Here is a 25,250-nt window from a genome sequence, read left to right on the forward strand (position 1 = left end):
ATCAGCGCCTCCCCAGATAGACATCGCGGACCATCTCGTCGGTCTCGATGTCATGGAAAGGACCGCTGCGCAGCCGGCGTCCCTGATGCAGCACCAACGTCTCGCAGTTCAGCGCCCGCACGAAGCGGATGTCGTGCTCGACGGCAACGATCGAGAATTCACCTTTGAGTCGCAGCAGCATCTGCGCCGTCGCCAGCGTCTCCTGCGGCGTCATGCCGGCAGTGGGTTCATCGAGCAACAGCAGGCGCGGCTCTATCGCCAACGCCATGCCGATCTCCAGCCATTGCTTCTGGCCATGCGCGAGTTCGCCGGCCAACGTGGCGGCGCGGTTGGTCAGCGCGACCAGCTCCAAGAGTTCGCCAACCGGGCGCGCAGGCGAAGGCGCCCCCCAGCGCGCGACCTTGAGATTATCCTCCACCGAGAGGCTCGGGAAGACAGAGGGGATCTGGAACTTGCGGGCAATGCCGAGCCGGGCGATGCGATGCAGCGGCAAGCCGGCTATGTCGTGGCCGAGGAAGCGCACGCTGCCGCTGGTCGGACGCAGCGTGCCGGTCAGCACGTTGAGGAAGGTGCTCTTGCCAGCGCCGTTCGGCCCGATGATGCAGCAGAGTTCCTTGTCGCGCACCGTGAGGTTCAGAGCCTCCAGCGCCTGCAGCCCGCCAAAGCGGATACCGACGTTCTCGGCCTGCAGCAGGATGTCGCTCATTGCGCGCGCCTCCCGCCCTTGAACAGGCCTTTCAGCCGCGCGTAGATCGACAGGATGCCATCCGGCAGGACGAAGACGATGATGACGAAGACACAGCCGAGCAGAAGGGGCCACAGGCTCGGGTTGAAGCTGCTGATCGTCTGCTGCGCGCGCTGAATGAAGATGGCGCCCAGTACTGGCCCAAGCAGCGTGCCGCGCCCGCCGACCGCCACCCAGACGATCACCTCCGTCGACAGGAGCAGTCCGGACAGGTCGGGCGCCACCAGTCCTGCCATGCAGACATAGAGCGCGCCGGCAAGTCCGGCGATCGCCGCCGACAAGACGAAAGTAACGAGCAGCCGCAACGGCGCATTGTGGCCGAGCGCGGCCGCCCGGACTTCATTGTCCTGGATTGCGGTCAGCACCGTGCCCCAGCGGCCGCGGCTGATCGACCACAGCGCCAGCACCGTCACGGCGACGATAGCCGAGACGAAGATATAGGAGGGCAGATCCTGGCTCAGATCGACATGCAGGCCGCCAAGATCGAACTCGATCGGCGGAATGCCGATCAGGCCGCTGTCGCCGCCGGTGACCGAACTCCAGGAAACCGCGGCCTGCTGGCAGATGACGCCCATGGCCAGCGTGACGATGGTGAAATAGCTGCCACGAATGCCGCCGAAGAACAGGAAGTAGCCGATGATGGCGGCGACGAAGGCCGCACCCGCCACCGCACCGATGATGCCAAGCAGGCTTCCGAAGGGGATGGCATCATTGAGCGTAACCAGCGCCATGATGTAGCCGCCGATGCCGAAGAAGGCGGCGTGGCCGAAACACAGGATTCCGGTGCGGCCCCAGAAGAAGTCGAGGCTCGCCGCGAACAGGCCGAAGATCAGCGCGTCGCGGATCACCGTCAACTGATAGCCGCCGGCAAAGAACGGATAGATGATCGCGAGCGCCACGCAGACGGCAAAGATCATCAGCCAGTTGCGGTCGCGGGCGATCATCGCGACGCTCCGTTGAACAGGCCGTTGGGCCGCAGACGGACAGCGACGATGGCAGCCAGCAGCACGATCGCCTGCGCCAGCGACGGCGAAATCTGATAATTGAGGATGCTGGTCAGTCCGCCGACGAAGACGCTGCCGGCGACAAGGCCGCCGATCGAGCCGACACCACCGACGATGACGACGAAGAAGGCGTTGGCGAGATAGTTCACCCCCATCTGCGGCAGCACGATTGCCAGCGGTGCGACCAGTCCGCCGGCAAGGCCGGCGATTGCCGCGCCGAAGGTGAAGGCGATGGCGTAGGTGCGCCGGGTATTGATGCCGACGCCTTCGGCCATCTCGCGGTTCTGGATGACGGTGCGGATGTCGAGACCGAAGGGCGTCCGGCTGATCAACAGGATGACGCCGAGCAAGGTCAGCATGGCAATGCCGATCAGGATCAGCCGGTAGGCCGGATAGACGGTAAAGAAAAGATCGAGCGTGCCCTCGATCGGCGGCGTCACCGGCTTGGCGCCGAGCCCGAAGATCAGTTCCAGCCCTTGCTGCAGGATCAGGCTGACGCCCCAGGTGGCAAGCACGGTCGAGACCGGCCTGGAATAGAGATGGCGGATGATGGCGAACTCGAGGATACAGCCGACCACCGCGCCGGCAACGGGCGCCGCCGCCAGGCCCAGCCAGAACGAGCCGCCCACGCTCTGGACGAAATAAACCGCGAAAGCGCCGACGGTGACGAACTCGCCATGCGCCAAATTGGTCACGTTCATCAGCCCGAAGCTGATCGCCAGCCCGAGCCCGACCAGCATCAGGATACTGATCAGCGTCAGCGCATTGAGCAGCGTGGTGATGAGAAAATCCATCGCGTCAGGCCGCACTGGCGAGACGTTGGCGCAGGCCGGCGAGCAGGCCTTCGGCGGCATCGATCGCCGCGGCCTGATGCGACTGCAGATCCTGCCCCGCCCATTCGTCGATATGCTCCGACAACGGGTCGACCACTTCGGTGCGATGGTTGGCCAGAGTCTCGATGACGGCATGGCCGCAGAACGGCACATAGCCCTCGGAGTAGCCGCCCTCATGGGTCATCATCAGGCGCCCTTGCGAAGTTTCGGCGGCCAGCGCCACCATGCGCGCGGCGAGCCGCCTGAAGCATTCGCTGTTGAGCATCATGCGGCCGAGCGGATCAAAGCCGGACGCATCGAAGCCGGACGCGACGATGACGAGGTCCGGTCTGTAGGCACGCAGCGCCGGCGCGACGACACGGTCGAAAGTCGCTTCATAGGCGCCGGTGCCGCTGCCCGCCGGCAGCGGTATGTTTATGTTGTAGCCTTCGCCGGCATCTTTGCCGTTGTCGGCCAGCGCACCGCGCCCGGTCGGGTAGAGATTGTCCTGATGCAAGGAAATGGTCAGCACCGACGGGTCGGAATAGAACACCGTCTCGGTGCCGTTGCCGTGGTGCACATCCCAGTCGACCACTGCGGCGCGGCCAAGCAGGCCTTCATGCTGCAGCCGGCGGACAGCGACGCCGATGTTGGAGAACAGGCAGTTGCCCATCGCCTGATCAGGCTCGGCATGGTGCCCCGGCGGCCGCGCCAGCGCATAGGCATTGTCGACGCGTCCGGTCAGCACGGCGCGCATCGCGGCATAGGTGGTGCCGGCAGACAGCAGCGCGATGTCGAAGCTGTTGAGGCCGATTGGCGCCTGCGGCCCGGCGAAACCGGAGCCGCGCTCGCTGAGCATCCTGATGTCGTCAACGTGACGTTGCGTGTGGACGCGCAACAGGTCCTCGACCGAGACCGGCTCGGGGATAATCGGGACGAGATGGCGCGACAGGCCGCTGACCTGGATGAGGTTGTTCAGCCGCCGCTTCGAGCCAGGGGATTCCAGATGGCGGCCGGGTTCCACGAAACGGCCGGGAGGCATCATGTCGGCGCTGGAGCCGGTGTCATGCCACATCAGCTGTTCGTGAAAAACGTAGCCTGTCGCCATTCGCAGCGTCCTCTAAAAACCAGGTGACGCTAGCAGGCTAACGATCATGTGGCCCGACCCGAAAGAGGGGCTGCGCCTGTATCTATGCCCCTCCTTTCGGAGGGGTATAGGCGCCTGCTGACCCTTGCGCGGCGCGCACCGCCTGCACCCGGTTGGATACCGCAAGCTTGCCGAAAATGTTCTTCAGGTGCCATTTCACCGTGGTTTCGCTCACCGACAGCGCCAAGGCGATATCGCGATTGGACATGCCCTCAGTGAGATAGCGCAGCAGTTCGGCCTCGCGCTGGGTGAGCTGTTCCTTCTCAGCGGCTGGTGCGGCCAGCTTGCGCGCCGCCACGGGCATCGCCTGCGCTGCATCGATGATGCGCGTGGCATAGGCTGACAGCGCGGGGTCGGTCTTCGCCTGGGCAGCACGCAGCCGCATCAACCCTTCGACGACAGACCTTCCCTCGTCGACGAAGGAACGGATGAAGCCGGAAGGTTGGGCGAGACGCAACGCATCGAGGAGATTGCGGTCTGCCTCGCGTTGGTCGTGGGCAGCGCTGGCCGCTTTGGCTCGCAGGATCAGCGCCAATATATGGCGACGCATGCGCCCGCTGGTTCTCGTGCGCTCCAGAAGCGCGTCGAAAACCCCCGCTGCATTGGCATAGGATTTTTCCGCCGTCAGCAAACGGCCCTCGGCAAAGAACTCGAACTCGTTTGCGGTGGTGATGACCGTCGAAGTCTCGGTCTCTTCGCCGCGATGCTCGGCCAGCAGCGCGCGCGCCTCGGCATTGCGGTTCTGGTCGAGCAGCACACGTACGCGGTCATGCATGATCATCGATGCCAGGCGGCGATACACCGTGCCGCGCACGCGTTGATAGACGCGCTCCAGCATGTCCAGTGCGGCTTCGGTGCGACCGGTCAGCTGCAGCACACGGGCATAGGTCGGCACGCTGGCAAGGGGATAGACGATGACCGCCGCGCCCTCGATCTGCGGGCCGAGATTCTCGACCAGGGTCAGCGCTTCGCCCGACGCATTGGTCTCGTAGGCGAGCTCGGCTAGCAGCGTTCCGGCCAAGGCCTCGGCATAGGAATTAGCACCGATCCGCGCCCTGGCCTCGATGATGGCGTTGCGCAGCAGCCGCTCGGCGGCGGGCAAGCGGCCCGCCGAACGCTCGACAACGGCCATGTAGCAATTGGCAATGGTGACGCCGAGCAGGCTGCCGCTTCGCTCATGCGCCCGTCGCGCCGCATCGATCGCGGCGCGGGCACCTTCGAGGTCACCCAGCGCATAGAGGTTGTAGCCGATGACATTGGCGGTCGCGCCTTCCATGAACCAGGCATCGGGTGAGATGACGCGCAGGGCCGCAAGTGCTGTGTCGCGCGCCTGATCGAACTGCTCCAGCGTGCTGTGGACGGCAGCGGCGAGAACCACCAGTTCGGCCTCGATCGTTGTGCCGGTCATGGTGCCTGGGTCATTGCTGTCAGTCGGTCCGGTCTCGACCAGCTTGCGCGCATTGCTCAGCGTCTGCTGGGCAATCTCGGGTTGGCTGCTGTGCACCGCCAGCCAAAGCACCACCAGTTGCAGCCGGATGCGCTGGTCGATCAGTTTCCTAGGCAGCAGCGCGAGCAGCTGGCGCACGTAGAGAAGCTGGCACTGGGCGATGAGGTCGAGCGCGTTGTTTTCGACGAATACCGCCGCGCGTGCCTGGTCGCCGGCGGCCAGCGCGTACCCGATCGCCTCGGTCAGCATCTTGCGTTCGCCGAACCATTCGGCGGCCGCCAGATGCAGCGGCGCGATCATCTCCGGTTCGCGCCGTTCCATTTCGCGGCTGAGGAAATCGCGGAACAGATGATGGTAGCGGAACCAGCGTCGCTCTTCATCGAGCGGCACCAGGAACAGGTTGCGCGTCTCGATCTCGGTAATCGCCGCCTCGGCATCCGCCGCGCGCATCACCGCCCGGCAGGCTTCGGCGCTGAAGCGTTCGAAGATCGAACTGTAGAGCAGGAATTTTGCGATTGCCGGCGGCAGCTCCAGAAACACTTCGCCCATCAGGAAGTCGGCGACGTTGCGGTTGGCGCCGGTAAAATTGCCGATGAAGGTTTCGGGTGCGTGTGCGGCACTCAGCGAGAGCGAGGCGAGCTGCAGGCCGGCGGCCCATCCTTCGGTACGCGAGCACAAGGTCTCCACTGTGCCGCTGCTGACGCTCAGGCCCAGCTTCTCGTTGAAGAAAGCCTCGGCCTCGGACGAGGCGAAACGCAGATCGTCGGGGCCGATTTCGAAGATGTCGCCCAGCACCCTGAGCTTGCCGAGTTGCAGATCGGGCAGGCTGCGCGAGCCGATGACGAAGGCGACGTTTGCCGGCGCCTGCCGGGTCAGGCGCTCCATGAACCGCTTCACCGCCGTCGCCTCGACAGCGTGGTAGTCGTCGAAGAACAGCGTGATGTCAGCTTCGCGCGCTGCAAGGCCCGTGACCAGTGCCGCGAGCATGACATCGAGCTGGGGGATCGGGCTGGACTGGAAGGCAAGGTCGAGTTCCGCTGGGCTCTGGACGAGATGGCGGAGCGCGCCCACCAGATGCGACAGGAAGGCGCCCTCGTCATTGTCGGTTGCCTCGCAGGATAGCCATGCGGTCAGCCGACCGTGGCGCGCGACCTCCGTGGCCCATTGCGCCATTGTCGTCGATTTGCCGAAGCCGGCGGGCGCGGCGAACAGCACGATCCGCGTGTCGATGTGGCGCTCCAGCGTCGACAGGATGGTCTCGCGGCGCACCCATCGGCGATGGTGCGGCGACGCTTGGCTGACGGATTGCGGAGCTGTTCTCATCTAGGTCCGTGCAACCTGCCGCTTTTCCGCGAAAGCGCGGCTCCCTTGCCATTGCTCCACTCCGTTTCGATCAGCGGAATCTGCGGTGCGGCATCGCGCGGCAAGGTTCCCTTGATCCGGGGATCGTCGATGATCTCAAATCCGGTCGCGAAGGGGACGAACCCGCAGGCACTGTAGAACCCGATGACACTGTGATGATCGAAGCTGCTTGTATGCAGCCAGATGCGGCTCGGGTTGAGACGCCATGCGAGGTCCAGTGCCCCGGCCATCAGCCGTTTGCCGAAACCCCTGCCGGTCAGGGACGGGAACAGGCCAAAATAGGTGATCTCGATCTCGCTGCTGTCGGCGACGAAGAATTCGACCATACCGAGATGCGCGCCGGTCTCGTCATGGCCGTAGTAGAGATGCTGGCGCGGGTCGGCGAAATGCTCGGTGATTTCGGCATCGGACATTTCGGAAACACGGTCCCAAAGCCAGGGCGCGCCGATCTCTAGGAAAATCGCCCGGTAGGAAGCGCAGTCGGGGGGCGTGATCCGTGTCATGGCCAAGGGGTGCGCGAGATCGGGCTGCGGCGAGCGCGCCTCCATCCACGTCACCGCATTGGCAAGCTTGCCCGCCGGCAGGCGATGGTAGCCAATGGCGAGATCGGTGATTTCGGCCGGCATCGTGTCTTCGGTGATCAACGCATTCCTCGTCATGTCTTCCAGAGATAGCAGTATCGGCTTGCTGCATCCGATGCCAACTCCCCAGACCATGGCAGCATTGAACGGCAAGTCCTGGACTGAAAGTTTGGCGCGTATGCCTCTTGCATTTCACAAAAATGGCATATGAGATATGATACACCATTCAGATGAAAGTGAAACATAATGCCTGAGCGGATTGCGGACGAGGCCATTCTCAGCGCGGTCGATGGCGGCTTCGCGCGGCAGGTAGCGTTTCTGCAAGACCTCGTGCGTTTTCCTTCGCAGCGTGGTGAGGAACATGCCGCACAATCGTTCATGGCGGCTGCCTTTGAGGCTGACGGCTATGCCGTCGACATGTGGCGCGTCGATGTCGATGCGATTCGCGACCTGCCGGGTTTTTCACCCGTGGCAGTTTCTTATGACGACGCCTTCAATGTCGTTGCCACGCATACGCCGCGAAACGCGACCGGCCGCTCGCTGATCCTCAACGGCCATATCGATGTCGTGCCGACAGGGCCACTCGACCGCTGGGTGCGCGATCCCTACGATCCGGTGATCGAGGACGGCTGGATGCATGGCCGCGGCGCCGGCGACATGAAGGCCGGCCTGTCCGCCTGCCTCTATGCGCTGGCCGCATTGCGCAGCCTTGGCTATCAGCCGGCCGCGAACTTGTATCTCCAGTCGGTGGTCGAGGAAGAATGCACCGGCAATGGCGCGCTTGCCTGTCTGCAGCGCGGCTACCGCGCCGACGCCGCCTTCATTCCCGAACCGCTGGAGCCGAGGCTGATGCGGGCGCAGGTCGGGCCGATCTGGTTCCGGGTCGAGGTCGACGGCGATCCCCAGCATGCGTCGGGTGCATTTTCTGCCGGGGCCAATGCCATCGAAAAGGCATTTGTCATCATCCAGGCGCTGAAGCAGCTCGAAATCGTCTGGAACGCGCGCAAGGTCGACGACAAGCATTTCCATGATCACCCGCACCCGATCCGCTTCAATCTCGGCAAGATCGAAGGGGGCGAATGGACATCGAGCGTTCCGGCGCGCTGTGTCTTCGAGATGCGCGTCGCCACCTATCCCGGCCAGAGGCTCGAAGACGCCAGGGCCGAGCTTGAGGCCTGTATCGCCGAAGCGGCGCGTGCCGATCCGTTCCTGGCCAATCGCCCACCGATGATGACCTACAACGGCTTCATGGCCGAGGGCTATGTGCTGGAAGGCGCCGACGAGATGGAAGCGGTGCTGCGCCGCAGCCACACCGCCGTGTGGGGCGAGCCGCTGACGGAGCACGTCACCTCGGCGACCACTGATGCGCGCTTCTTCGGCCTCTATGCTGAAACGCCGGCGATCGTCTACGGCCCGATCTGCCGCATGCCGCACGGCTATGACGAGGCCGTCGATCTCGACTCGGTGCGCAAGGTCACCCAGACGATCGCGCTGTTCATCGCCGACTGGTGCGGCCTCGAACCTATCGAGGCCAAGCCATGAATGCAGCCGTCCCCGATGCTTTCGGCGAAACGCTCGCCGAGGACGCGCCCCATGTCTCGACGACCGACGCGCTTGCCATCGTGCGCCGGCACTACGGGCTGACCGGCACCGCGCGTCCATTGCCTGGCGAACGCGACCATAACTTCCACATCCAGACCGACGGCGAGGGCGAGTTCGTCCTCAAGGTTTCCCATCCGGCGGAAGAGGCCGGCTTCACCGACTTCCAGAACAAGGCGCTCGACCACATCCTTGCAGTCGACCCCACCTTGCCGGTTCCCTCGGTGCGCAAAAGCCTTGAGGGCGAAGCGCAATTTACGGCCAGTGTTGGTGGATCGGCACCGCGCATCGTCCGGCTGGTGACTTATCTGCCCGGTCAGCTGCTGTCGCGCTCGCCGACTTCCGATGCGCAGGATCGCAATCTCGGGATCTTCCTCGCCCGCCTTGGCCGGGCGCTGCGCGGTTTCTTCCACCCGGCCGCCGGCAGCGACCTGCTCTGGGATATCCGCAAGGTCGCCAAGATACGACCGATGACGGTGCACATCACTGATCCGGGCCGGAGGGCGATGGTCGAGCGCGCGATCGACTCCTTCGAGCAGCATGCGGCGCCAATCATTCCGACCCTGCGCGCCCAGATCGTCCACAACGACATGAACTCCTACAATGTGGTGATGGACGCGTCGCGGCCGGAGGTCGTCAGCGGCATCCTCGATTTCGGCGACATGATCCATTCGCCGCTGATCTGCGACCTCGCCATCGGCGCCGTCTATCGCTGGCCGGCGCAAGGCCATCCGTTGGCGCCGGCCGCGCGCTTCGTCGCCGGCTATCAATCGGTTCAGCTGCTGGAGGAGGAAGAGATCGGCATTCTCTTCGATCTGATCCGTGCCCGGCTTGCGCTCATCGTCAACATCGCCAGTTGGCAGGCCGAGCGCTTCCCGGCCAAGCGCGACTATGTGCTGCGCCTCGCCACCGAGGTCTGGGCCTCGCTCGAAAAGCTGGATGGTCTGTCATCCACCGATGCCCGCCGCTATTTTCTCGACCATTCCAATCCGGAGTAAATGCTCGTGTCCCAGTCCTCGCCATATCCTTCAAATGCCGACGCGGCTGCATCGGAGCGCGCGCTGCTTGAACGCCGCGCCAGGCTGCTTGGGCCGACCTATCGCGCCTTCTACCGCAACCCTATTCATCTGGTGCGCGGCAGCGGTGTGTGGCTCTACGATGCCCAGGGCCGTAAATTCCTCGACGCCTATAACAACGTCGCCTCGGTCGGCCACTGCCACCCGCGCGTTGTCGAGGCGCTGTCCGGACAGGCCGCCACGCTCAACACCCACACGCGCTATCTCAGCGAGATCATCCTCGATTACGCGGAAAAACTGCTCGGCACCGTTCCGGCCCATCTTGGCCACGCCATGTTCACCTGCACCGGAAGCGAGGCCAACGACCTCGCCATCCGCATCGCCCAGCATTCCAGCGGCGGCACCGGCGTGATCATCACCGACTTCGCTTATCACGGCGCCACCATCGCGACGGCGCAACTGTCGCCGGCGGCGGTCGGAGCAAAGGGCGTGCGCGCGCAGCACCGCACCGTGTCGGCGCCGGACACGTTCCGCGACCATGGCCGGGCCGCGAATGTTTTCGCAAAAAATGTCGCCGCCGCCATCGAGGACATGCGCGTAAAAGATATCAAGCCGGCCGCACTCCTTCTCGACTCGGCCTTTTCCAGCGACGGCATCTTCTTTCCCGATGCGGCGGTGATGCGCGAGGCGGTGGATCACGTCAGAAAGGCCGGCGGCATCGTCATCGCCGATGAGGTCCAGTCCGGCTTCGGCCGGCTTGGCCAAGGCATGTGGGGTTTCGCCAATTATGGCATCGAGCCCGACATCGTCACGATGGGCAAGCCGATCGGCGATGGACACCCGATGGGCGCCGTGCTCGTGCGGCCGCAGCTAGTCGCTTCGTTCGGCTCGAACACCGGTTATTTCAACACTTTCGGCGGCAATCCGGTTGCTGCCGCCGTCGGTCTCGCCGTGCTGGCGGTGATCGAGGGCGAGGGGCTGATCGAGAATGCGCGCAATGTCGGCGCGTATACGAGTGAACTGCTGCGCACCCTGCAGAGCCGGCATGGCGCGGTCGCCGATATCAGGCATAACGGCCTCTATTTCGGTGTCGAGCTGACGGCGGACGGTGACGAGGCGCTGGCCGCCACCAAGACATCGGCGGTCGTCGAAGCCATGCGCGAGGACGGCGTGCTGATCTCGTCCTGCGGTCCGCGCGGCAATGTGCTGAAGATGAGGCCGCCACTGCCGTTTGCCAGGGACAATGCCGAGCAACTGGCCGAGACGCTCGATCGCGCGCTGTCGAACTGGTGATCGGGCCGAACGCATGCTGAAGCTCGAACATCAAACCCTGAATGACCGCGCCTATGGCGCGCTCAAGCAGGAGTTGATTTCAGGCGGCTTCAGCCCGGGGCAGACGCTGGTCATCCGCAAGCTCGCCGAAACGTTCGGCATCTCGACGACGCCAATCCGCGAGGCGCTGCAGCGGCTTGTCGCCGAGCGACTGCTCGAGATGCAGAACAACCGCTCGGTCATCGTGCCGTTGCTGTCCGCGCCCGCCTTCGAGGAACTGACGCGCATCCGTATCGCCGTCGAGGGACTGGCGGGCGAGATGGCGGCGACCAGGATGAGCGAAAGCGGACTGGCTGACATACAGGCGACGCTCGCCGGCATGCAGCGTGCCATCGAGGCCGGCGACGCCAGGGCCTATCTCTCGTTGAACGAGGCGTTCCACTTCGCCATCTACCAGCATGCCGGCGCGCCGATCCTGCTCAACATGATCCGCGACCTCTGGGGGCGGGTTGGGCCTTATCTCAAGCTGCTGATGCAGGCCGATCGCTACATCCCGCAGTCCAACGACGCGCATCGCAAGATCGTCGCCGCGCTGGAGCGGCGCAGCGGTCCCACTGTGCGGGTCTTCATAGAAGAGGACATCGCGATGGCGGCCGCCGTGCTGTCGGCAAACCTTGACGCTGCCAAGCTACTGTCGGCCTAGCTCATCCTGTCCAGCCGATCGCGCAGCATGCTCCAGCCGAGCAGCATGTTGGGCGCGTGCCGCAGCAAGGCATGGAACGGGATTGGCGCCGGCGGCGCAAAGGGCAGCGACAGGTCGCGGGCCTCGGTTCCAGAGGCCCAGTCCGCCAAAACCTTGCCCATCGCCGTGGTCATGGCGATGCCGCGGCCGTTGCAGGCGCGCCCGGCGATCAGGCCTGGGCCGAGGTCGATTAGGTGCGGCAGGAAATCCGGTTCGACCGCGGCCATTCCCGACCAGCTATAGGCGAGTGGCGGCAGGTCGGGCAGATTGAGATGTCGGCCAAGCCTTCGCCAGATCGTCTGCGGTACGCGCGTGTCGGCACCGGTGCCAAGGATGTGCATGCCGCCGCTGATCAGCCGGTTGTCGGCGTCGAAGCGGAAGGTGAAGAGATTGCGCCTGGTGTCGCCGACACCTTGCCCACCGGGCAAGAGGCGCGCGCGGATTTCGGGCGGCAGCGGCGCCGTGGCGATCTGGAAAACCTTGAGCGGGAAATAGGTTCGCTGCAATGATGGATTGAGGGACCAGCCATAGGCGTTGGTGGCGATCAGCACCTTTGCGGCGCGCACCGATCCCGCCGGCGTTTTCAGCATCCAGCCATCGGCTGTGCGATCAACCGAGGTGACGCGCGTCTGCTCGAAGATCTTCGCGCCGGCTTTCTCCGCCGCATCGGCGAGCCCGCGCGCATAGGCGACCGGATTGAGCACGCCACCGGAGCGATCCATCCAGCCGCCGACATAGCCTGGCACGCCCGTCAGGGCTTCGACTTCCTGCCGATCCAATGGGACTGCCGGCCGGCCAAGCTGTGCCCATTGCCCGGCACGTGACTTGACCTTCTCGAAGGCGGCAGGCGAATGCGCCGGCTGGATCCATCCGTTCTGCACGGCGTCGCAGTCGATGCCGTGCTGCCGGATCAGGCGGAAAACCAGGTCGGCGCTGCCGGCGGCGAAATCGATCAGCCTTTCGCCGCGCGAAGGTCCGAGCTGGGCCAATATGTCGCCCGGATCCATCTTGGCGAAGTTCGGCACGACGAAGCCGGCATTCCTGCCGGTCGCACCCCAGGCGATGATTTCGGCTTCGAGAACGGCGACGGAAAGTCCTTTGCCCGCGGCGTGCAGCGCGGTTGAAAGGCCGGAAAAGCCGCCGCCGACCATGGCCAGGTCGACATCGAGCCCGCCTTGCAGCGTCGGTCGCTCGCGGCGGTTGCGGCTGACGGCATGCCACAGCGACGCGCCTCGCGCCTCCTGCCGGATCACGGCATTCATGAGCCGGAACTGCTCTGGGTCGAAGCCACCTTCGCCCGCTTGCCGAACCATGGCCGCCGCGGCCTGTCGCCGAACAGGCCGTTGGGCCGGATCAGCAGGATGACGCAGAGCATGACACCGATGGCGGCGATCTGCAGCGCGGCAGCGCGCGCCTGCTGTTCCGGCGGGAACAGGATGCTGGTCAACGTGCCCGATCCGGCCCATATCGCCCACACCAGGATGCTGCCGATGACGGCGCCGAGATTGCTGCCAGAGCCGCCGACGATCAGCATCACCCACACCTGGAAGGTGAGGATCGGCAGGTAATTGTCCGGCGCGATGAAGCCGGTGAAATGCGCCTGCAGCGCGCCGGCCAGCGCCATGATGGCGCCGCCCACGGCAAAGGCCTGGACGCGATAGAAACGCGCGCTCTTGCCAAGCGAGATCGCCGCCCGCTCATCCTCGCGCAGCGCTTTCAGCACGCGTCCCCACGGGCTGCGCGACAGATGCTCCAGAGCGAGATAGGCGATCAGTGTCACCACCGAGACGACGGCGAGGTTCGATAGGTTGAATAGCAGAGGCGTCTCGGCAAGGCTGCCGAAGGGGCGCGGAATGAAGCCGATGCCGAACGGACCGCCGGTCAGTTTCTGCGCGTTGAGCGCGACCAGTTGCACGACGACGGCAACGCCGAAGGTGGTGATCGCCAGATAGTCGGACCTGAGCCGCAGCGTCGCCATGCCGGTAAGGGCCGCGGCGATGCCGCCGACGACCATGGCGCCCGCCCAGCCGACAAGGATCGGCAGGCCGAAGCCGCCCAGCCGCGCGGCATCGTCCGGTGTGGTCAGCAGCGCCGATGTATAGGCGCCGATGGCGACGAAGCCGGCGAGGCCGACATTGAACAGGCCGGTCAGCCCCCATTGCAGATTGAGCCCCAGCGTGACCAGCGAAAAGATCAGCGCGGTGGTCAGGAAGAAGGCGCCGTAGCCGAGCAGGTCCATCAGCGTTCCCTCACACCAAACAGGCCGATAGGCCGCACGAACAGCACCGCCATCAGGATGATGAAGGAGACGGCGGCGCGCCACTCGGCTCCGATCAGCTGTACTGCACCGGCTTCGGCGAACCCGATGATCAAGCCACCGAGCACCGCGCCAGGAATGCTGCCGATGCCGCCGAGAATGGCGGCAGCGAACATCGGCAGCAGCATGTCGAAACCCATGAACGGGCGGATCTGCACCAGAATGCCGATCATCACGCCGGCCACGCAGGCCAGCGCCCCGCCGATGACCCAGGTGACGCGCACCACGCTGGCGACATCGATGCCGACGATGCGGGCCAGTGCCGCGTTCTGGCTCAGGGCCTGCATCGAGCGGCCGGTTTGCGTGCGCGTCATCAACAGATGCACGCCGAGCACCAGCACCGCGGTCAGTAGCAGCAGGGCGATCTGGTCGGGCGTGATGCGGATGCCGAAGCCGACCGGCATGGCGATCTGGATTGCCCGGCTGAAATAGGTCGGCCGCGAGGTGAAAGTGAATTCGAGCAAGCTTCTCAGCGCCATCGAGGCGCCGAAGCTCGCCATCACCACGATGATCGCCTGGCCTTGCGAGCGAAGCCGCGAAAACAGCACCTTGTCGAGCAGCAGCGCCAAGAGCGCGGTGAAGGCCATGCCGATAGCGAGCGCAACAATGAGCGGCCAGCCGAAGGACAACGGTGCGATCGGCGCCACCTTGCCGACTGTCGCGCCGATGGCGCTGACGACGGCCAGCGTCGCATAGGTTCCCCAGGCCATGAAGTCGCCATGGGCAAAGTTCGAGAAGCGCAGGATCGAATAGGTGAGCGTCACGCCGATGGCGCCGAGGCCGATCATCGAACCCGTCAGCAATCCGTCGACGACAAATTGCAGGCTCATGCCGCACCTCCCGTGTCGGCCTTACGGGGGCGCTGGCCAAGATAGAGTTCGGCGACCACCGGATCGTTCCATAGTTCGGAGGCGATGCCCTCGTGCCGGTCCTTGCCTTCGACCAGCACATAGGCGCGGTCGCCGATGGCGAGTGCCGCCTTGGCATTCTGCTCGACCAAAAGGATGGTGACGCCGGACTTGCGGATGCCGGCCAGCATCTCGAACACCATCGAGACGAATTTCGGCGACAGGCCGGCCGACGGCTCGTCCAGAACCAGCACTTTGGGGTGGACGATCAGCGCGCGCGCGACGGCCAGCATCTGCCGCTGCCCGCCCGACAAATTGCCGGCGGCGGTGCGACGCTGGCGCACGAGATCGGGGAAGGCCGAATACATCTCCTCGATGCGGCCAGGGATCTCGCGCCGTTCGAGGATGCCGCAGGCGACTTTGAGATTGTCCTCGACCGACATCAGCGGAAAGATGTTTTCGGTCTGCGGCACGAAGGCAAGCCCGAGCCGAACCATGGTGTGGGCAGGCGCGGCCGTGATGTCCTTGCCGTCCAGAAACACCGTGCCGCCGGTGATCGGGACGAGGCCGGCGATTGCCTTGATGAAGCTCGACTTGCCGGCGCCGTTGGGGCCCAGCACGACGACGATCTCACCCTTGGCGACGATGATCGAGGCGCCGCGCACGATCGGCACGCCGGGCTCGTAGCCGGCCTCGAGGTCGCGGACATCGAGGACGATCTCGCTCATGCCGCGCCTCCGAGATAGGCCTCGATGACACGTGGGTCGCGGGCGACTTCCTCTGCCGTGCCTTCGCTGAGCAGCTGGCCGCTCGCCATGACGAGGACGCGATGGCAAAGCCGCGTCACCATGTCGATATTGTGCTCGATTAGCAGGAAGGTGATGCCGCGCGCATTGATGTCGCGGATGCGTTCGATGATGACTTCGAGCAGCGTCGCGTTGACTCCGGCGGCCGGTTCGTCGAGCAGGATGATCGCCGGGTCGGCCATCATGACGCGGGCGAGTTCGAGGAGCTTGCGCTGGCCGCCGGAAAGCACGCGCGCCGGCTCATGTGCGAGGCGGGTGAGGGTGACCAGTTCCAGCAGTTCGAGCGCCTTTGTCCTGGCGGCTCTTTCCTGCGCGGCGACGCGCCATGGCGTCACGAAATTGGCGAGCAGCTTTTCGCCGGCCTGACCTTGTGCCGCCAGCATGATGTTTTCGATCAGCGTCAGATTGGGCAGCGGGCGCGGTATCTGGAAGGTGCGGCCGAGACCGCGTCCGATGCGCAGATGTGCGGCTTCGCCCGAGACTGGCGTACCGTTGAGAAGGATTTCACCGCTGGTCGGCAGGATGCTTCCGGCAAGCAGGTCGAACATCGTCGTCTTGCCGGCGCCGTTGGGGCCGATCAGGCCGAGGATTTCTCCCGCTTTGACTTCAAACGAGACATCGTTGACCGCGACAAGGCCGCCGAACCGCCTGACGACATTTCTTGCCGTCAGAACCGGCGCGCGGGTTTCCCCTTGCCGTTTGGTTGCCTCGCTCATCAAACCCTCTGGCCGAAGACGATCGTTGCCGCCTTCTGATTATGATTTGTGATCACACTTGCTTTGATCACGCTATTCGGCTTTAATTTCATCCGCAAGCCGAAAACCGGCCAAGAACGGAATTCCATGCAAAAGGCTGCCATCGAAAAGAACAACGAGGCGATCGCGGCCCAACTTGCGCCGGTCGGCCGCGAAACGGTGCAGGACCGCGTCTACTCCGAACTGCGCCGTGCCTTGATCGGCGGCCTGTTCGAGCCGAGCCAGGTGTTGACCATCCGTGGCCTGGCCGATGCGCTGGTCACTTCGACCATGCCGGTGCGCGAGGCGCTCGGCCGGCTGATCACGGAAAAGGCGCTGGAGGCGCTGCCCAACCGTTCGGTGCGTGTGCCGCCGATCACATTGGAACGCCTCGATGATCTCTTGCGTGCCCGCATCCTGATCGAGGGCGAAGCGATCGCGCTGGCCGCCGCCCGCATGGGTCCGCGCCAGATCGCCACCATCGAAACCATTCTCGGCGAATGGGACGAGATGCGGGCGCTGAAACACAAGAAGGACGTCGATCGCGAAGTGACGCTCAATCAGAGCTTTCATTTCGAGATCTACCGCTCCTGCGGCTCGGCCGTGCTGATCCCGATGATCGAGAGCCTGTGGCTGCAATCGGGCCCCTGCATCCGCGTCGCTATCTATGCCTTCTCGGAGGCCGGCGAAGTCGACACCGCCCAGTATCACCGCCGCATCGTCACGGCGCTGTCCACGCAGGATGCGCAGGCCGCGCGTGAATCACTGGTCGCCGACATCAGCCGCCCCTTCACCTTCCTGCGCAGCAAGCTGCAGGCCGCCGCCGCGAAAGACCAGACATGACCGCCATCAGGATCACCGAGCCGCGCTCGCAGCTTTCCGTCACCGCATTGTTGCTGCCCGAGAAGGCACCGGAAAACGCTGCCTTCCTCTTGGCCTATCTCGGCACGCCACGCGTTGTTCCGGGCATCCACGCGATGTGGACGGGGCCGGAGATTTCCTGTCCGGTTCCACCAGCCGACCTCGAGGACCAGGCCTATGCAAAACCGCTGCCGGCCGAGAACGCAACGCTGAACCCGCAGCCGGGCGACATCGTGCTGTCCTATGTGCCGCCACGCATGTGGGGCGGCAATCCCAATGCGATCTTCGACATCGGCCTCTATTACGGCCAGGGTGCGCGGCTCCTGTTCCCGATCGGCTGGCTGGCCGGCAGCGTGGTGGCGCAGGTGCGTGCCGGGGAGCGCGATCAGTTCGCCGCCGCTTGCGGCGGCATCCGGCGCAACGGCGCCTGCGATGTCACCTTCAGTCTGGTGGAGGCTTGACATGGCCGACGACAGTTTCGAGCTGTTCGATCTTCGCGTCGAGGTGGTCATCCCGGAGGGCAAGCCGATCTATTGCGGCGCCAGGGCCGGTGACTATTTCGAGCTCAAGGGCGAGATGCTGTCGATGCCGGCAGGGCAGGGCTTTTCGATTTATTCGCTCGCCGCCGTCTTGCCGCTGCTGGCGGCCAAGCAGCGCCCGACCCACCCGAACGACTGGATGACATCGGACGCCGAGATCGCTTGTCCCGATCCCAATTGCGCCAGCCGCCTCCGGATTGTCAGGGTGGCCAAGCGACGGTTCAGCCACGCCGAGACCACAGCGGTGCCGCTGCCGAAGGAGGATGACCTGACATGACCGCCAAGACCTTCGAACTCGGCCCCGGCTACACCATCTCGCGCGTCATTCGCGGCGGCTGGCAGCTGGCCGGCGGCCACGGCGCCATCGACCGCAGCCAAGCGGTTGCCGATCTGATCGCCACCTTCGATGCCGGCATCTGGACCTATGATTGCGCCGACATCTACACCGGTGTCGAGGAGCTCATCGGCGCGGCGCGCCTGCGGCTGGCCAGCGAGCGCGGCCTCGACGTCGCCGCCCGGATGAAGGTGCACACCAAGCTGGTGCCCGACCTGGAACGGCTGGCCAGCATCAGCCGCGACTACATCAGGGGCATCGTCGACCAGTCATTGCGGCGGCTGAAGGCCGAGCGGCTCGATCTCGTCCAGTTCCACTGGTGGGACTATGCGCAGCCTCGCTATGTCGAGGCGATGGGCTGGCTCAACGAGCTTCGGCTGGAAGGCAAGGTGCGCAATCTCGGCACCACCAATTTCGATACGCCGCGGCTCACCGAAATCCTCGCCGCCGGCATCCCGCTTGTCAGTCAACAGCTGCAGTATTCCGTGCTCGACCAGCGGCCGGGCAACAGCCTGGCGGCACTCGCAAAACAGAACGGCGTCGGCTTCCTCTGTTACGGCTCGGTTGCCGGCGGCTTCCTCAGCGACAAATGGCTCGGTGCGGCCGAACCCGCCACGCCGCTCGAAAACCGCTCGCTGGTCAAATACAAGCTGATCATCGATGATTTCGGCGGCTGGGATCTGTTCCAGCACCTGCTTCAGGCACTGAAAGCCATTGGCGACCGCCACGGCGTCGACATTGCCACCATCGCCAGCGCCTGGGTGCTGGAACAGCCGCAAGTGGCGGCTGTCATCGTCGGTGCCCGCAACCAGGCGCACGCCATTGCCAATGCGAAAATCATGGACGTGGCGCTTGACGCCGAGGACCGGGCGCGGATTGCGGCCGTCATCGCGCAAGGCACGGGCCTGGAGGGCGACGTCTACACGCTGGAGCGCGACCGCCACGGACGCCACGGTTCGATCATGCACTACAACCTCAATGCGGGGAAGAAATGAGCGGCGAACCCTCCCTGTTTTCACGCGCCAGCGCCGAAATCATCGACCTGCACCGCTTCTTCGTCGACTGGTTCGTCGCCGCGCGCGCCAACACGGTGGACTTCGGCCGCTTCGAACGCGCCATGGGTAAAGACCTCAGCATGGTGGCGCCGGACGGGCAGGTCCTCGATCGCGAAGCGGTCGTCGACCATGTCCGCTCAAGCCGCGCCTCTTGCGACGACGGTTTTGCCATTTCGATCGAGGACATCCGGCCCGGCTGGCAGGACGCCGATACCATCGTCGTCCTTTATGTCGAAGCGCAGCTGCGCGCAGGCAAGCACAGCCGCCGCCAGTCGAGCGCCGTCTTCACCACCAGTTCATCGGCGCCCAACGGCGTCGAATGGCGACATCTGCATGAGACCTGGCTGCAGGTGCCGGAACGCTGAACAGGCTCCAGAATTCAAATACAGTAGAGTAACGAAAGGGGAACAACAATGACAAAGACGATACTCCAACTCACCACCGCGCTCGCCCTCGTCACGATGGCGGGTGCCGCGCAGGCAGCCGATTGCAAGATCACCGTCGGCCTCGTCATGGAACTGACCGGCCCGGCCGGCGAATACGGTCAGGCCGGGGCCAAGTCGGTCGAGATGGCCTTCCGCGACATCAACGGAGCCGGCGGTGTGCGCGGCTGCGATCTCGTCACCGATACGCGCGACAGCCAGAGCCAGGGCAACATAGCGGTCGACGCAGCCACCCAGCTGGTTCAGGTCAAGAAGGTGCCGGTCATCATCGGCGGCATCATCTCGTCTGTGTCGATCCCGATCCTGACCTCCGTCACCGCGCCAGCCAAGATCGTCCAGGTCTCGCCGGCTTCGTCCTCGCCGACGCTGACCGCGCTCGGCCGCGACGGCAAGACCAACGGCATCTTCTTCCGCACCATCACCTCGGATGCGCTGCAGGGCGTCGCCGCCGCCAAATACGCCGTCGACAAGGGTTTCAAGAAACTGTCGATCATCCACGTCAACAACGATTTCGGCGTCAACATGGTGGCCGAATTCTCGCGTGCCTATAAAGCGCTCGGCGGCACCATCGTCTCCGACACGCCCTATAACGAGAAGCAGTCGAGCTATGCCTCCGAAGTCACGGCGGCGATGGCCGGCGAACCGGACGGGCTCTATCTCGTCAGCACGCCGGTCGACGGTGCAACGGTCGCCCGTACCTGGATCTCGCAGGGCGGCGTGCAGAAATTCCTCCTCAATGACGGCATGAACAGCCCTGATTTCATCGAGTCCGTCGGCGCCGACTATCTGAAGGAAGCCTACGGCACCTCGTCCGGCACCAGCCCGACCGCTTCGACAGAGTACTTCACCAAGAACTACAAGGAATTCTCCGGCATCGAACCGACCAATCCGGCAGCCGACCGTTCCTATGACGCCGGCGCGATTGTTGGCCTCGCCATCGCCATTGCCGGTTCGGAGGATCCGGCCAAGATCAAGGACGCGATGTACAAGGCGGTCGATCCGGCCGGCACGCCGATCTTTGCCGGCAAGGAAGAGTTCGCCAAGGCGCTTGGCCTGATCAAGGACGGCAAGCCGATCCGCTATGAAGGCGTCATCGGCCCTGTCGCCTTCGACAAATATGGCGACATCACCGGCCCGTTCCGGCTGTGGAAGATCGTCGATGGCAAGGTGGCGACCGACGGTGAAATGACCACCGACGACGTCAACGCCCTGCAAGCGAAACTTCAGTAAGACTACCTATTCTCCGGTATCGATCACGATCCCATCGTGGTCGATACCGGACGATTGTCCTGTTTTGCATTACCACGGGCACGGACGACGTCGCTTTGCGTGGACGAGCGTTTGACCGGCAGGCGATCATGGATAGGATCGGCCGATGTCGCCTGAAATCCAACAGCTCCTCTCTGCGCTCGGCGACCGGCTGGGCGCGGGCGGCGTGCTCGCCGGTCCGGAGGTGGATCAGCGCTATCGTGACGATCCCGACGGCAAGCTGGGGGCGCTTCCCGAAGCGGTGCTGCGCCCGCGCGACACACAAGGTGTCGCGGCAGCGCTGGCGGTTTGCAACGATCTCAGCCAGCCGGTTGTCGTCCAGGGAGGACGCACCAGCCTGGCAGGCGCCGCCCGTGTGCAGCCGGGCGAGGTGGTGCTGTCGTTGGAGCGCATGACCGACCTCGCCGTTCCGGATCGCCAGGCTGCTAGCATCGTCGCCGAAGCGGGCGCGACGCTGCAGGCGGTGCAGGAGGCGGCCGACAGCGCCGGGCTGATGTTCGGCGTCGATATCGGCGCACGCGGCTCCGCGACGGTCGGCGGCAACATCGCCACCAATGCCGGCGGCATCCGCGTGCTGCGTTACGGCATGTACCGCGCTCAGGTTCTGGGACTGGAAGCCGTGCTTGCCGATGGCAGCGTGATGACCTCGCTCAAGGGCTTGCCCAAGGACAATTCCGGCTACGACCTCAGTCAGCTCTTTATCGGCACGGAAGGAACGCTCGGCGTGGTCACCCGCGCCGCGCTCAGGCTGCATCCCAAGCCGGCGTCCGAGGTGAACGCTTTCTGCGCGCTCTCTTCGCTCGATGCGGCAATCGCCCTGCTTGGGCTGCTGCGGCAAAAGCTCGGCCCGCTCCTGTCCGCCTATGAGGTCAACTTCGCACCGCTCTATGACCTCATGGTCGCCAGCATGGCTATGCCGGCGCCGCTGCCGGCAGGCTCGCCCGTCTATCTGCTGGCCGAGATCCAGGGCAGTCAGCCGGAACGCGACGGCGAGCGCTTCGCCGAGGTGTTGATGCAGTTGGTCGAAGACGGTGTCATCGACGATGTGGTGGTCTCGCAATCGCCGCGCGAGTTTCGCGCTCTGTGGGACGTGCGGGAGGACGCCAATCGCGTCCTGTTTTCGATCAAGGGTTTGATCGGCGTCGACATCAGCATCCCGTTGGCCCGCATGGGAGCGTTCCTGCAAGAGGCGGACGCAGCCATCCACGCCGTCGATCCCGGCGCCGACATCTATTTCTTCGGCCATCTCGGCGACGGCAATCTGCATTACCAGGTCCGCACGGTCGATGCGGCGGCGGCATATGACATCGTCTATCGCGGCGTGGCGGCGGCCGGCGGCGGCGTTTCGGCCGAACACGGCATCGGCCTCGACAAGAAGAAGTGGCTGCATCTGGTCCGCAGCGACGCCGAGATCGCCACGATGCGGCGGCTGAAGACAGCCCTTGACCCCAGAAACATCCTCAATCGGGGACGGGTCTTCGACCTCAACCCGACCGCCTTCTCCCGATGACGATTGCCCGCTATCTCAAGTCCGTTCCGTTGCGAGCTGTCTGGGGATGAGAAAGCGGGCGGCAAGCACGCAGAGCAGCACGGTGAACATCAGGATCAGCGCCACCAGCGCATTGATGTCGGGTGAGAAGCCAAGCCGCATCATCGCCCACAACCTGACCGGCAGCGTGCTTTGCGTGCCGGTGACCAGGATGGTGATCATGGTCTCGTCGAACGACAGGGCGAAGGCCAGGATGGCGCCGCCGACCATGGCGCTCGACAGGTTCGGCAGGATGATGCGCCAAAAGGTCTGCCAGCCCGTGGCACCGAGATCGTAGGACGCTTCGACCAGCGTGCGGCTCATCGACTGCAGCCGCATCAGCACCGTGCGGTAGACGATCGCCAGCACGAAAACCGTATGGCCGATGACGACCGTCAGCAGCGAGCGTTCGAGACCGATTTCGCGAAAGAAGATCAGCAGCGCCAGGCCGCTGATGATCGGAGGCATCAGGAACGGCAGGAAGATGATGAACTGCAGCAGCGAGCGTCCGGAGCGGCGCCCATGATAATAGAGCGCCAGCAGCGTTCCGCTGACCACCGACAGGATGACGGTGCAGACGCCGACGATCAGCGTGGTGCGCAAGGCGACCAGTATGTCGTGGTTTTCAGCCAGCGCCACATAGGTCGACAGGGTCGGCGCCGACCAGTCGACGGAGCCATGCGAAATGGTGAAGAACGACGACACGATCGGCACGAACAGCGGGCTGTAGAGCAGCACCGCAACCAGTGTCGTGATCGCGGCCAGAAAGATCGTGGACAGTCGGGGCAGGGCGCTCATACCGAAGTCCCCCGGTTGCGGCCAAAGCGTTCGCCGACGAGGATTGCGGCGATCACCACGACGGCCAGCGCCACCGACAGCGCCGCGCCGAACGGCCAGTTATAGGCCGTGCCGAACTGGCTGTAGAGGATGCGGCCGAAGGTGAAGCCGCTGATGCCGCCGACCATTTGCGGCGTCAGGAAATCGCCGATCGCCAGCACGAAGACGAAGCTCGCCGCCGAAGCGACGCCGGGCAGGCTGAGCGGCAAGGTGATGCGCAGGAAGGTCTGCAAGCTGCTGGCCCCCAGATCGTCCGAGGCACGCAGCAGCACCTGCGGAATCCGCTCCAGCGACAGGAAGATCGGCAGGATGGCGAAGGGAATCAAAAGTAGCGTCAGCGTCAGCAGGATGGCGTTCATGTTGAACACGAAAAGCGTCGACGGTTCCTGCAGGATGCCGAGCGCCACCAGCGCCTTGTTGAGGAAGCCGTTGAGGCCGAGGATGCTGCGGATCGCATAGATCTTGATGACGTAGCTCATCAGCAGCGGCACCAGCAGCAGCATCAGCAAGGCATAGCGCCAACGGCCTTTCAGCGTCGTCAGGAAGTAGGCGGCGGGATAGGCAAGTAGGATGCAGATGATGGCCACCGACACGCACAGCACGATGGTGTTCCAGAACACCGGCAGAAAGACCGGATCGGTGAAGAACCTGATATAGTTGCCCAGGGACAACCCGTAGACGATGGTGCCCTGGTCGACACTGAAGAAGCTGTAGCCGAGGAAGATCGCCAGCGGCACCAGGACGAAGACAACCGGCAAGGCAAACGCCAGCACCGTGACCAGCAGCGACAGTCGTCTTTCCGCAGTGAGTGTCGAGCCGGCTTCGCTCATGCCAGCACCAGATGGCCTTCATGCGGCGCAAACGAAAGCGATACAGCCTCGCCGGATTTGAGCGCGCTGCCGTCGATGCGGCTCGGCACGCGCAGCCGCAAGCGTTGCGCAGCATTGTCTGGGCCTGCCGCGATGGTGGCGACGCTCGATGAGCCGGCAAAGGCCATGTCGGAGATCGTGCCGGAAAAACGGTTGTCGGTGTCCTTTGCGTCTGCAAGATGCAAGGCCTCGGGACGGAACGCAGCGTAGGCGCTGGCGCCATCTGCTGCGGCCTTCAAATGCGGCTGGTCACTGATCGAGCAGACCAGGCGGCCGAGCGCCGTCTCGATCGATCGCAGCTCGCCCTGCACCGGCCCAAGTTTTCCGGACATCAGATTGTTCTCGCCGAAGAAGCGCGCGACGAACTCGCAATTCGGCCTGTAGTAAAGGTCGTGCGGCGTGCCGTGCTGGCGGATATGGCCGGCCTCCATGACGCAGATCCGATCGGCCATGCCGATGGCTTCCTCCTGGTCATGGGTGACGAACAGGAAGGTGGTCTTGATTTCGCGCTGGATGGATTTCAGGAAGACCTGCATCTGCCTGCGCAGTTCGAGGTCGAGCGCCGCCAGCGGCTCATCGAGCAGGATCAGGCGCGGCTGGCAGATCAGTGCACGGGCGAGCGCGACACGCTGGCGCTGGCCGCCGGAGAGCTGCGCCGGAAAGCGGTCGGCGAAACGTCCGAGCTGGACCAGGTCCAGCGCCTCCGCGACACGGCGCGCGATTTCCTTGCGCTGGATATGGCGAACCGAAAGCCCGTAGCCAACATTGCCGGAAACGGTCAGGTGCGGAAACAGCGCATAGTCCTGGAATACCGTGTTGAACGGCCGTCGGTTGATCGGCATGCGGCTGATGTCTTGCCCATCCAGGCGGATCTCGCCTGACGTCAGCGGTTCCAGTCCGCCGATCAGCCGCAGCACCGTGGTCTTGCCGGAGCCCGAAGGCCCGAGCACGGTGAGGAACTCACCATCCCGGATCGACAGGTCGATGTCGTGCAGCACGGGGACCGTGCCGTAGGATTTCGAGACGGACCGCAGCGTCAAGAGGTCGGTGTTCTGGTTCATGAAATACTCTCGCATACGCTTC

The 25,250-nt window shown here is 64.5% G+C and carries 25 protein-coding genes; 11 read left to right on the forward strand and 14 right to left on the reverse strand.

Going from position 1 to position 25,250, the window contains the following annotated elements; translation table 11 throughout:
- Position 1 precedes the first annotated feature (1 nt).
- From NKJ00_RS01840 to NKJ00_RS01865, 6 genes are all read right to left on the reverse strand, one after another.
- Complete coding sequence (locus NKJ00_RS01840) at positions 2-706, reverse strand: ATP-binding cassette domain-containing protein (protein ID WP_023808837.1); 705 nt, start codon at positions 704-706, stop codon at positions 2-4.
- Positions 703-1,689, reverse strand: coding sequence for a branched-chain amino acid ABC transporter permease (locus tag NKJ00_RS01845; RefSeq protein ID WP_023808836.1), 987 nt, complete (start codon positions 1,687-1,689; stop codon positions 703-705). The genes NKJ00_RS01840 and NKJ00_RS01845 overlap by 4 nt, the downstream gene beginning before the upstream one ends.
- On the reverse strand, positions 1,686-2,603 hold the full coding sequence (gene urtB, locus NKJ00_RS01850; RefSeq protein ID WP_352628490.1) for an urea ABC transporter permease subunit UrtB: 918 nt from the start codon (positions 2,601-2,603) through the stop codon (positions 1,686-1,688). Before urtB ends, NKJ00_RS01845 begins: the two co-directional genes overlap by 4 nt.
- Positions 2,548-3,669 (reverse strand): histone deacetylase-like amidohydrolase, encoded by a 1,122-nt coding sequence (locus NKJ00_RS01855; protein ID WP_023808834.1) that lies wholly within the window; start codon positions 3,667-3,669, stop codon positions 2,548-2,550. Before NKJ00_RS01855 ends, urtB begins: the two co-directional genes overlap by 56 nt.
- 82 nt (positions 3,670-3,751) lie before the next feature.
- Positions 3,752-6,478: a winged helix-turn-helix domain-containing protein gene (locus NKJ00_RS01860; RefSeq protein ID WP_352628492.1), complete on the reverse strand. Its 2,727-nt coding sequence runs from the start codon at positions 6,476-6,478 to the stop codon at positions 3,752-3,754.
- Entirely contained in the window at positions 6,475-7,176 is a 702-nt protein-coding gene (locus NKJ00_RS01865; protein ID WP_245273050.1) for a GNAT family N-acetyltransferase, read from the reverse strand. Before NKJ00_RS01865 ends, NKJ00_RS01860 begins: the two co-directional genes overlap by 4 nt.
- 168 nt (positions 7,177-7,344) lie before the next feature.
- Between NKJ00_RS01865 and NKJ00_RS01870 the strand changes: the two genes are divergently transcribed.
- Genes NKJ00_RS01870 through NKJ00_RS01885 form a run of 4 tightly spaced genes read left to right on the forward strand, consistent with a single transcriptional unit; the run spans position 7,345 to position 11,688 of the window.
- Positions 7,345-8,640, forward strand: a complete 1,296-nt coding sequence (locus NKJ00_RS01870) for an ArgE/DapE family deacylase (RefSeq protein ID WP_164892806.1) — start codon at positions 7,345-7,347, stop codon at positions 8,638-8,640.
- Positions 8,637-9,695, forward strand: coding sequence for a phosphotransferase (locus NKJ00_RS01875; RefSeq protein WP_023808830.1), 1,059 nt, complete (start codon positions 8,637-8,639; stop codon positions 9,693-9,695). Before NKJ00_RS01870 ends, NKJ00_RS01875 begins: the two co-directional genes overlap by 4 nt.
- Entirely contained in the window at positions 9,696-11,006 is a 1,311-nt protein-coding gene (locus NKJ00_RS01880) for an aspartate aminotransferase family protein (protein WP_031212279.1), read from the forward strand.
- A gap of 13 nt (positions 11,007-11,019) precedes the next feature.
- The gene (locus NKJ00_RS01885) at positions 11,020-11,688 is read left to right on the forward strand and encodes a GntR family transcriptional regulator (protein ID WP_352628496.1); all 669 of its coding nucleotides are present in this window, start codon (positions 11,020-11,022) and stop codon (positions 11,686-11,688) included.
- Here NKJ00_RS01885 and NKJ00_RS01890 read toward each other — a convergent pair.
- The 5 genes from NKJ00_RS01890 to NKJ00_RS01910 are packed head-to-tail and all read right to left on the reverse strand — an operon-like array spanning position 11,685 to position 16,414.
- The gene (locus NKJ00_RS01890; RefSeq protein WP_352628498.1) at positions 11,685-12,989 is read right to left on the reverse strand and encodes an NAD(P)/FAD-dependent oxidoreductase; all 1,305 of its coding nucleotides are present in this window, start codon (positions 12,987-12,989) and stop codon (positions 11,685-11,687) included. The two genes, NKJ00_RS01885 and NKJ00_RS01890, sit on opposite strands and share 4 nt — an antisense overlap.
- A complete protein-coding gene (locus NKJ00_RS01895; protein WP_352628750.1) occupies positions 12,986-13,969 on the reverse strand; it encodes a branched-chain amino acid ABC transporter permease in 984 nt (327 codons plus the stop codon). Before NKJ00_RS01895 ends, NKJ00_RS01890 begins: the two co-directional genes overlap by 4 nt.
- Positions 13,966-14,874: a branched-chain amino acid ABC transporter permease gene (locus NKJ00_RS01900; RefSeq protein ID WP_128302370.1), complete on the reverse strand. Its 909-nt coding sequence runs from the start codon at positions 14,872-14,874 to the stop codon at positions 13,966-13,968. Before NKJ00_RS01900 ends, NKJ00_RS01895 begins: the two co-directional genes overlap by 4 nt.
- Complete coding sequence (locus NKJ00_RS01905) at positions 14,871-15,620, reverse strand: branched-chain amino acid ABC transporter ATP-binding protein (protein WP_128302371.1); 750 nt, start codon at positions 15,618-15,620, stop codon at positions 14,871-14,873. Before NKJ00_RS01905 ends, NKJ00_RS01900 begins: the two co-directional genes overlap by 4 nt.
- Entirely contained in the window at positions 15,617-16,414 is a 798-nt protein-coding gene (locus NKJ00_RS01910; RefSeq protein WP_352609324.1) for an ABC transporter ATP-binding protein, read from the reverse strand. Before NKJ00_RS01910 ends, NKJ00_RS01905 begins: the two co-directional genes overlap by 4 nt.
- A 126-nt stretch (positions 16,415-16,540) precedes the next feature.
- Here NKJ00_RS01910 and NKJ00_RS01915 point away from each other — a divergent pair, with 126 nt between their 5' ends.
- From NKJ00_RS01915 to NKJ00_RS01945, 7 genes are all read left to right on the forward strand, one after another.
- Positions 16,541-17,275, forward strand: a complete 735-nt coding sequence (locus tag NKJ00_RS01915) for a GntR family transcriptional regulator (protein ID WP_127327034.1) — start codon at positions 16,541-16,543, stop codon at positions 17,273-17,275.
- The gene (locus tag NKJ00_RS01920; protein WP_352609325.1) at positions 17,272-17,754 is read left to right on the forward strand and encodes a DUF3830 family protein; all 483 of its coding nucleotides are present in this window, start codon (positions 17,272-17,274) and stop codon (positions 17,752-17,754) included. The genes NKJ00_RS01915 and NKJ00_RS01920 overlap by 4 nt, the downstream gene beginning before the upstream one ends.
- Position 17,755: 1 nt before the next feature.
- The gene (locus NKJ00_RS01925; protein WP_128302374.1) at positions 17,756-18,109 is read left to right on the forward strand and encodes a TIGR04076 family protein; all 354 of its coding nucleotides are present in this window, start codon (positions 17,756-17,758) and stop codon (positions 18,107-18,109) included.
- On the forward strand, positions 18,106-19,161 hold the full coding sequence (locus tag NKJ00_RS01930; protein WP_128302375.1) for an aldo/keto reductase: 1,056 nt from the start codon (positions 18,106-18,108) through the stop codon (positions 19,159-19,161). Before NKJ00_RS01925 ends, NKJ00_RS01930 begins: the two co-directional genes overlap by 4 nt.
- Positions 19,158-19,586, forward strand: coding sequence for a DUF4440 domain-containing protein (locus tag NKJ00_RS01935; protein WP_023808818.1), 429 nt, complete (start codon positions 19,158-19,160; stop codon positions 19,584-19,586). The genes NKJ00_RS01930 and NKJ00_RS01935 overlap by 4 nt, the downstream gene beginning before the upstream one ends.
- Positions 19,587-19,634: 48 nt before the next feature.
- On the forward strand, positions 19,635-20,894 hold the full coding sequence (locus NKJ00_RS01940; RefSeq protein ID WP_127327037.1) for an ABC transporter substrate-binding protein: 1,260 nt from the start codon (positions 19,635-19,637) through the stop codon (positions 20,892-20,894).
- A 145-nt stretch (positions 20,895-21,039) separates the two neighbouring features.
- Positions 21,040-22,443, forward strand: a complete 1,404-nt coding sequence (locus NKJ00_RS01945; RefSeq protein WP_352440071.1) for an FAD-binding oxidoreductase — start codon at positions 21,040-21,042, stop codon at positions 22,441-22,443.
- Positions 22,444-22,458: 15 nt separating this feature from the next.
- Here the strand turns inward: NKJ00_RS01945 and NKJ00_RS01950 are convergent, their stop codons facing one another.
- From NKJ00_RS01950 to NKJ00_RS01960, 3 genes are read right to left on the reverse strand one after another with little or no spacing between them, the layout of a single operon-like run.
- Entirely contained in the window at positions 22,459-23,259 is an 801-nt protein-coding gene (locus NKJ00_RS01950; protein WP_128302376.1) for an ABC transporter permease, read from the reverse strand.
- Positions 23,256-24,128, reverse strand: a complete 873-nt coding sequence (locus tag NKJ00_RS01955) for an ABC transporter permease (RefSeq protein ID WP_352609326.1) — start codon at positions 24,126-24,128, stop codon at positions 23,256-23,258. The genes NKJ00_RS01950 and NKJ00_RS01955 overlap by 4 nt, the downstream gene beginning before the upstream one ends.
- Positions 24,125-25,228 (reverse strand): ABC transporter ATP-binding protein, encoded by a 1,104-nt coding sequence (locus NKJ00_RS01960; protein WP_352609327.1) that lies wholly within the window; start codon positions 25,226-25,228, stop codon positions 24,125-24,127. The genes NKJ00_RS01955 and NKJ00_RS01960 overlap by 4 nt, the downstream gene beginning before the upstream one ends.
- Between the last annotated feature and the right edge of the window lie 22 nt (positions 25,229-25,250).

This window comes from Mesorhizobium sp. M0227 (assembly GCF_040321855.1).
GTDB lineage: Bacteria > Pseudomonadota > Alphaproteobacteria > Rhizobiales > Rhizobiaceae > Mesorhizobium.